Genomic DNA, 7,382 nt, shown 5'->3' with positions numbered 1-7,382 from the left:
AGCCACTCCCGCCGGGCGCGGTCCTTCTAAGGAACTGCGGGAGTGGTGCTCCAGGGGGCTGGTGGGCACGTCGGAAGTGGCTCGGTGAGCTGCCGGCCCATCCTTTGAAGGCGTGCGAGAAGTTCGTGAGGTCGCTGTAGCCCAGTTCGGCGGCGACCTCACTGACAGACGTGGAGCGGTCGAGCAGCCGTATCCGGGCGCGGTCGAGCAGTGACTCCTGGAGGAGTTCGCGGAAGCTGGTTCCCTCCGCGGCGAGGCGGCGTTTCAGGGTACTCGAGGAGATCGAGAACTCATTCGCGACCGATTGGATGGTCCTCACCCCTGGCCCGTCGTCCAGCAGTGCCCGCACCCTGCGGGTGAAGTCCCGGCTGCCGCCCTGACGTTCGAGCGCCTGCTGGAGGCTGGTGACGGCGACGTCGTAGGCGACTGGGTCGGGGAAGCGGCAGGCCGCGTGTAGCGTCCGTTCAGGGATGTGCACATAGGACAGGGGGGCGTTGAAGATGAGCCGCGCCCCCGGCCAGGCTTCTCGAGCCCCGCTGCTTGGCTCCGGCCAGCGACTATGCATGGTCACCTCCGACGCGTCGTCGACCAGTCGGTCGACCAACCGCATGAGGGCGAGTCCGCAGTAGGTGACGGCGAGACAGTCCAGGTCGGGGTCTGCCGCGTTCCCGGTGAGCCGGATCGTCAGGTCGTCGCGCTGGGGATCGGACTGGGTGGTGACGGCCTCGGTGATCACGGGAAGATAGGTCAACAGCTGAACGACCTGGGCGACGGTTCCTGCGCTGACCAGCGGCACGCTCAACGGCCCGAAGGACGTGAGCTGGGCCTGTTCCGCGCAGGCGATCCCCAGCTTCGTTGCCTGCTCGGCATCGAGGTCCGGGTAGACCTCGCGAAACCACCGCAGCGGTGCCTGCTCCTGGGTCCGGATCAGAGACAGTTCCCCGGTTCCCTCGCGCGCCATGATGGCACGGAACTGCTCGGCACTGTCCGGATCGATCGCCGGACTGGCCAGCAGCTGCGCGAAGGCAAGCGCTGGGACGCCCGGCTCGCTTCTCTGCACAGCGCTCCTCACGTGACCCGATCTCACAGCAGGATGACACGATTCAACATGGTCATCGCCGATATCAACGACAATACTGGAGAAAATGTCGATGACGTAGTCAATAGTGAGGGAGTTGTAGATGACAGTCGTTACCTTCGTGTCATACGACGGGGAGAAGCACGAGGCGCCCATCGAGGAGGGCTGCTCGCTGATGCAGGTCGCCACGAACAACGCCATTCCGGGCATCGATGGTGACTGCGGCGGAGAGGCCGCATGCGGCACCTGCCACGTGATCGTCGATTCCGCCTGGGCCGCCAAGGTCGGCCCCTCCGGCCCGGAGGAGGAGGAGATGCTGTCGATGAACCCCGAGCGAGAGCCGACGTCGCGGCTGTCGTGCCAAGTCCAGGTCTCCCGGTCATGGGACGGCTTGACCGTGCAGTTGCCTGAATTCCAGATGTAACAGGAGGTGTTGACGAGATGAAGATCCCTGACGCAGTGAAGACGAAGGTCGACGCCGCCATACCCCTGGATCGCCAGGTCCAGGCCGCGCACCTCTACGACAAGAGCCGACGTTGGTTGACGGGCACGAACGGGCAGAAGATGTTCGTCGAACGCCCGATCCCGCCGGTCGAAGAACTCGCGCTCGAAGACATCGACCTCAGCAACCCCTTCCTGTACCGACAGGGGCAGTGGGCCCCCTACTTCGAGCGCCTGCGTAACGAGGCCCCGGTGCACTACCAGCCCAACAGTCCGTTCGGGCCGTTCTGGTCGGTGACGCGGCACGCCGACATCATCGCTGTGGACAAGAACCACGAGGCCTTCTCCGCCGAGCCCCTGATCGTCATCGGGGCGCCGCCGCGGTTCATGGACATCGCCATGTTCATCGCCATGGATCCGCCCAGGCACGACGTTCAACGGCGCGCCGTCCAAGGCGTGGTGGCTCCCAAGAACCTGCGCGAGATGGAGGGCCTCATCCGGGAGCGCGTCAGGGACGTCCTGGACAACCTGCCCGTCAACGAGCCTTTCGACTGGGTGAGGACGGTGTCGATCGAGCTCACCGCGCGCATGCTGGCGACCTTGCTGGACTTCCCCTACGAGCAGCGCCACAAGCTTGTCGAGTGGTCGGACCTGGCCACCTCCATGGAGCAGGCCAATGGAGGGCCCTCCGACAACGACGAGCTGTTCAAGGGCATGGTCGACATGGCGCGTGGACTCAGCGCACTGTGGCATGACAAGGCCGCCCGCCTGGCGGAGGGAGAAGAGCCGGGTTTCGACCTGATCACCATGTTGCAGAGCGACGAGGCCACCAAGGACCTGATCGACCGTCCGATGGAGTTCGCCGGCAACCTGATCCTGTTGATCGTCGGGGGCAACGACACGACCCGCAACTCGATGAGCGGCGGCGTTCTGGCGCTGAACCGGTTCCCGGACCAGTTCGAGAAGCTCAAGTCCGACCCCGGCCTGATCCCCAACATGGTCTCCGAGATTATCCGGTGGCAGACACCGTTGGCCTACATGCGCCGAATCGCCAAAGCTGACACCATCTTGAACGGTCAGTTCATCCGTAAGGGTGACAAGGTGGTCATGTGGTACGCCTCGGGCAACCGGGACGAGTCCGTGTTCGAGCGGCCGGACGAGTTGATCATCGACCGGCCCAACGCCCGCAACCACATCGCTTTCGGGTTCGGCGTCCATCGGTGCATGGGCAACCGATTGGCCGAGCTGCAGTTGCGGATCCTCTGGGAGGAGCTGCTCCCACGCTTCGAGAGGATCGATGTCGTCGGTGAGCCGGAGTACGTGCAGTCCAACTTCGTTCGCGGCATCAGCAAGCTGATGGTCGAGCTCACCCCCAAGGGAACCGGATGAGTTCGGGGCGCGCGGTGGTGGTCGGCGCCAGCCATGCCGGCGCGCAGTCGGCCACCCGCCTCCGCCGGGAGGGTTGGTCCGGTGACATCGTGGGCCGGTGACGAGCCGATGTTGCCCTACCAGCGACCTCCTTCTCGAAGACCTGTGGAAGGAACAAGGACGATCTGCGGAAGGGACAAGAAGGTGTCGGCGCTCCCATGGTCCCGGTCGGACCAGTACGACCACAAGCTGCGGATCGCGGGACTCAACAACGGTTATGACGACATCGTCCTGAGCGGTGACCCCACCTCTGACCGAAACCGCACCTGCTACTACCTCAGGCAGGGCGAGCCGGTCGCCGCTGACAGCGTCAACCGCCCGGGGACTCCATGACCACCAACGGCATTCTCGGCCAAGTCGCCGTCGACACGACTGCCCTGACACCGGAGGTGGCGGTGTGAGCAAGCAGACCGACCACTGGTCGTGGTCACCACCGAACGTCTGACCCCCGAGGTGAACAAGGATGGTTTGGAGGTCGACGGCAGGGCCCGCGATGAGACTTCTGCCTTTCGTTCCGGGCGCCCGTGACTCGCATCAGTCCGCAGGCGTGCGACGCGCACCCGCGGACGCCCGCGGCCCTGCATGGTGGCTCGCGTTGGTCGTCTGCAAACCCCTTCTGCTGCTCGTCAGGAGAGCGGACTGGCGCGGTACAGAGCGCCTTCCCGGGTCGGGGGGCGCAGTACTGGCGGCCAACCATGTCTCCCAAGCCGACCCGCTCTTCCTCGCGGAGATGGTCCTCGCCCAGGGCCGGACCCCCTGGTTCATGGCAAAATCAAGCCTGTTTCAGAGCAGAGCAGTGGGCTGGTGGTTTCGGTCGGCCGGCCACGTCCAGGTCGACCGCTCCGACGGGCGAGCCGGGATCCGCGCCGCGATCGAAGCAGTGGATCGCGGCGCCCTCGTCGTCGTCTACCCGGAGGGATCGATCACGAACCGACCGGATGCACGTCTGATGTCGCTCAGGTCGGGTGCTGTTCGCATCGCGCTCGAGACGTCAGTCCCATTGATCCCCGTCGCCCAATGGGGTGTGCAGGCCATCGCGCCAGCCTACGAAGGAAGGGTGGTGCTGGGCCGCCGTCGTCGGGTCACCCTGCTGGTCGGGGACCCGGTCCCGCTCGAGGACCTCCGAGAATTGCCGACGGCGACGGCAGCCGCTGCGGGTGTGCAAAGACTTCAGGACACCCTCGCAGCGATGGTCGACCAACTGGCCGACGAGCACGCTAGGTAGCGTGTGGCCGTGTCCAAGTCAGTGACGCGAGTCGATCGCGAGACAGGAATCGCTAACCTTTCTGTCATGCGGGCACCGTCAATGCGCGAACGATTCAAGGAGCACATGCGCCTGGCTGTCCTCGAGGCTGCCCACGACCTGACTGTCGACCGCGGCTGGGACCGGGTGCGCATGGGGCAGGTGGCTGATCGTGCCGGGGTGTCGCGGGCGGCTCTGTACAAGGAGTTCGGTGACAAGGCCGGCCTCGGAGAAGCCGTCGTACTCCGGGAGGCCTCGCGCTTCCTCGAGGGCATCCGGGGCGCGCTGGAGGCGCACATCGGCGATGCGAAGCGAGGCATCGCAGCCGCCGTCGACTACACCTTGAACGAGGCCGGGCGCAGCCCCCTGCTCAAGGCGGTGCTCATCTCCAACCGTGACCTTGATGCGGGAGGTCAGGCGTCCACGGGGATGCTCCCGCTGCTCACGACATCCGCACCGCTTCTCGACCTCGCCTCCGACACCCTGGCCGGATGGGTCGCGGAGAGTTATCCGGGTCTCCCCCCGGGCGATGTCATCGACGCGGCCGACACCCTGGTGCGCCTGACGGTCAGTCATCTTGCGCTCCCCAAGTGGGACCGAACCGCGACAGCGCGGAAGATCTCCGAGGTCGCCGTCCGGTTCCTCTCACTCGAATAGTGACCTGCGCCGGGCGTCGGGAGCAGTCTGAACTGGGCTTCAGCGGCGCACGGCGTGTTCGTTGCCGCCGTGCTGCTGCCGTAGCACCGTCTTGAGCACCTTGCCGGTCGCTGTGCGGGGCAGCTCGGCTACGAACTCGATCCTGGTGGGGCACTTGAAGTGGGCAAGCCGCTCCCGGGTGTATGCGATGAGTTCCTCGCCGGTCGGCTCGGCGCCGTCCTGGAGCGCCACGGTGGCCACCGGGGTCTCGCCCCAGCGGACGTCGGGGACGCCGACGACGGCCACTTCACGAACGGCCGGGTGCCGGTAGAGCACTTGCTCGACCTCGATCGGGTAGACGTTCTCGCCGCCAGTGATGATCATGTCCTTTTTGCGGTCGACGAGCGTGATGAACCCCTCGGCGTCTATGCGGCCCAGGTCACCGGTGTGGAACCAGCCGCCGCGGAAGGCCTCGGCCGTGGCTTCCGGGAGACCCCAGTAGCCCGCGAACACATTGGGTCCCCGGAGGACGAGCTCTCCGACCTCGTTGGTGCGCGCGTCCTTGTCGGCGTCATCAACGATGCGCGCCTCAACGTGGAACACCGCGCGGCCGATGGATCCGGCCTTCTCCTTGACGTGATCGGCGTCCAAGACGGACACGATCGGAGCGGTCTCGGTCATTCCGAAACCCTCCTGGAAGGGCAGCCCCTTACCCTGATAGAAATCAATGACCGGCAGAGGGCAGGGCGCTCCACCGGAGACGGCGAGCTCCAGCGAGGACAGGTCGAAGTCGTCGAAGCCAGGCTCCGACATGAGCGCTGCCCACATGGCCGGGACCATGAACTGCACGGTGGCCCTCTCTCGGGACATCGCCTTCAGGGTCTGCGCCGGGTCGAACGAGGGAAGCAGTACGTTGGTCCCGCCGACGTACAGCAGCGGCAGGGTGTGGATCCCGAGGCCCCCGATGTGGAACATCGGCGCCACGGTCACCGTGACGTCGGTCTCACGCAAGCCGCGCCCGAAGGACAAGCTGTTCACGACGTTCCACAGGTGATTGTCGTGGGTCAGCATCGCGCCCTTGGGTCGCCCTGTGGTTCCGGACGTGTACATCAAGCACGACACGTTGCTCCGATCGACGTCGGCGCTGACTGGACGGGCCTCACCGTTGGCCAACACGTGCTCATAGCGCAGCTCGCCGTCCTCGGGTTCGCCGCCGACGACCAGGCGGGATCGGACGCGTACTCCCTCGCCGGCCACAGCCGCGCGTGCCCCCGGAGCCAGGGGCGCCGAATACACGAACACGTCTGCGCCCGAGTCCGCCAAGAGATAGGTGATCTCGGCCGGCGCAAGACGCACGTTCATGGGCACGAACACCGCGCCCAGCTTGGCCGTGGCCAGCATCGTCTCTATGAACGCGGTGCTGTTGAGCAGGAGCCCTGCCACCCGATCGCCCCGTCGGACGCCGAGGGCGCTCAGTGCCCGGGCCAGTCGATTGGTGCTGCTGTCTAGGGCGGAGTAGGTCAGACGCCGCTCACCGTCGACGAGAGCGATCCGGTCCCCGGAGAGGAATGCCCTCGTCGTGACCCAGCTGCCGATTCCCTCGTCCATGGACATTCCTTCCGGGATGCTGTCATCTCTGCGAGTGAGTCAGATCACGTAGTTTGTCCAAACCTGACGGTGCCCACAAGCTAGTCGGACGCTACTGAGTAAGTCAAATCAAATGAGACATTTCAGGGTGTTGGAACGTAACCAGTTTTGGCTCGTCTGGCGGGGTCGTTGATGGTGGCCTTCTCTGGAAGTTTCGGCGGTTGCGGTCGTCGGCTGAACCGTTGCGGGTGGGCGTGGTAGGCGGCGTCGAGGACGGCTTGGCGTCGTGCCTGGACGTCGGTGGCGGTGCCGTAGTGGACGCTGGCCCGGATGTTCCTGGGCCTGCTCCGGGCGATCATCGCGCATCCCAAGCCGGTGATCGCGGCCGTCGACGGTCACGTCCGCGCCGGTGGGATGGGTCTGGTGGCGGCCTGCGACCTCGCCGTCGCCGGACCGTCGTCCACCTTCGCGCTCACCGAGGTCCGCCTCGGCCTGGCGGCCGTCATGATCTCCGTACCGTTGGCGGCACGCGTGAACTCACGGGATCTCGCATGCGTGCTGCTGACCGGCGAGAAGTTCGACTCCGCGCACGCCCGGCGGATCGGCCTGCTCTCGGACGCGGTGGAGGACCTCGACGCCGCCGTCGACGAGCTCGTCGACTCCTTCCGGCCCTGCTCGCCGCAGGGACTGGCGGAGAACAAGGCGCTGCTGGCCGCGCCGATGATTGCCGAGCTCGACGCCCGTGGAGACGACCTCGCCGGGGTCACCGCGCGGCTGTTCACGACGCCCGAGGTGGCCGAGGGGATGAGCGCATTTCTCGAACGCCGATTGCCCTCCTGGGCGACGCCCGACGCGTAGCGTATGCGATTGTCACAGATATATGACTCGACACACATCACAGAAACCCGCAACGAGAGGTAAAGCCATGCGTACCAAGGCCGCCATCATCCGTGAGCCCAAGCAGGACGG

The 7,382-nt window shown here is 65.9% G+C and carries 7 protein-coding genes and 1 pseudogene; 6 read left to right on the top strand and 2 right to left on the bottom strand.

All coding sequences use genetic code 11. From position 1 onward, the window contains the following. Positions 1–1,060, bottom strand: a 1,060-nt coding sequence (locus tag G6027_RS18015; protein WP_346995793.1) for a helix-turn-helix domain-containing protein, incomplete at its 3' end; no start/stop codon positions are given. A gap of 121 nt (positions 1,061–1,181) precedes the next feature. Between G6027_RS18015 and G6027_RS18010 the strand changes: the two genes are divergently transcribed. The 5 genes and pseudogenes from G6027_RS18010 to G6027_RS17990 all read left to right on the top strand — a co-directional run bounded on the left by G6027_RS18010 (position 1,182) and on the right by G6027_RS17990 (position 4,847). Next, the gene (locus G6027_RS18010) at positions 1,182–1,502 is read left to right on the top strand and encodes a 2Fe-2S iron-sulfur cluster-binding protein (protein ID WP_007628312.1); all 321 of its coding nucleotides are present in this window, start codon (positions 1,182–1,184) and stop codon (positions 1,500–1,502) included. Between the two features lie 17 nt (positions 1,503–1,519). Beyond that, a complete protein-coding gene (locus G6027_RS18005) occupies positions 1,520–2,908 on the top strand; it encodes a cytochrome P450 (RefSeq protein WP_069389785.1) in 1,389 nt (462 codons plus the stop codon). 159 nt (positions 2,909–3,067) lie between these two features. Beyond that, positions 3,068–3,268: pseudogene (locus tag G6027_RS19225) on the top strand (oxidoreductase C-terminal domain-containing protein); the annotation flags it as partial. A gap of 226 nt (positions 3,269–3,494) precedes the next feature. Continuing rightward, on the top strand, positions 3,495–4,172 hold the full coding sequence (locus tag G6027_RS17995) for a lysophospholipid acyltransferase family protein (protein ID WP_245847704.1): 678 nt from the start codon (positions 3,495–3,497) through the stop codon (positions 4,170–4,172). Positions 4,173–4,277: 105 nt separating this feature from the next. Continuing rightward, on the top strand, positions 4,278–4,847 hold the full coding sequence (locus G6027_RS17990; protein WP_069389790.1) for a TetR family transcriptional regulator: 570 nt from the start codon (positions 4,278–4,280) through the stop codon (positions 4,845–4,847). 39 nt (positions 4,848–4,886) lie between these two features. Here the strand turns inward: G6027_RS17990 and G6027_RS17985 are convergent, their stop codons facing one another. Further along, a complete protein-coding gene (locus G6027_RS17985; RefSeq protein WP_069389786.1) occupies positions 4,887–6,434 on the bottom strand; it encodes a long-chain fatty acid--CoA ligase in 1,548 nt (515 codons plus the stop codon). A 309-nt stretch (positions 6,435–6,743) separates the two neighbouring features. Here G6027_RS17985 and G6027_RS17980 point away from each other — a divergent pair, with 309 nt between their 5' ends. Continuing rightward, the gene (locus tag G6027_RS17980; protein ID WP_228549152.1) at positions 6,744–7,271 is read left to right on the top strand and encodes an enoyl-CoA hydratase-related protein; all 528 of its coding nucleotides are present in this window, start codon (positions 6,744–6,746) and stop codon (positions 7,269–7,271) included. Positions 7,272–7,382 lie beyond the last annotated feature (111 nt).

It is taken from the genome of Dietzia sp. SLG310A2-38A2 (assembly GCF_014145095.1).
Taxonomy (GTDB): domain Bacteria; phylum Actinomycetota; class Actinomycetes; order Mycobacteriales; family Mycobacteriaceae; genus Dietzia.
Note: the sequence above shows the minus strand (reverse complement) of the source record. Positions and strands in the feature narration are given on the sequence as shown.

What these genes read in the sequence shown, in the direction of transcription:
- G6027_RS17980 (WP_228549152.1), top strand. Translation starts at nt 6,744, where the DNA reads ATGTTCCTGGGCCTGCTCCGGGCGATCATCGCGCATCCCAAGCCGGTG.
- G6027_RS17990 (WP_069389790.1), top strand. Translation starts at nt 4,278, where the DNA reads ATGCGCCTGGCTGTCCTCGAGGCTGCCCACGACCTGACTGTCGACCGC.
- G6027_RS18005 (WP_069389785.1), top strand. Translation starts at nt 1,520, where the DNA reads ATGAAGATCCCTGACGCAGTGAAGACGAAGGTCGACGCCGCCATACCC.
- G6027_RS17985 (WP_069389786.1), bottom strand. Translation starts at nt 6,434, where the DNA reads ATGGACGAGGGAATCGGCAGCTGGGTCACGACGAGGGCATTCCTCTCC.
- G6027_RS18010 (WP_007628312.1), top strand. Translation starts at nt 1,182, where the DNA reads ATGACAGTCGTTACCTTCGTGTCATACGACGGGGAGAAGCACGAGGCG.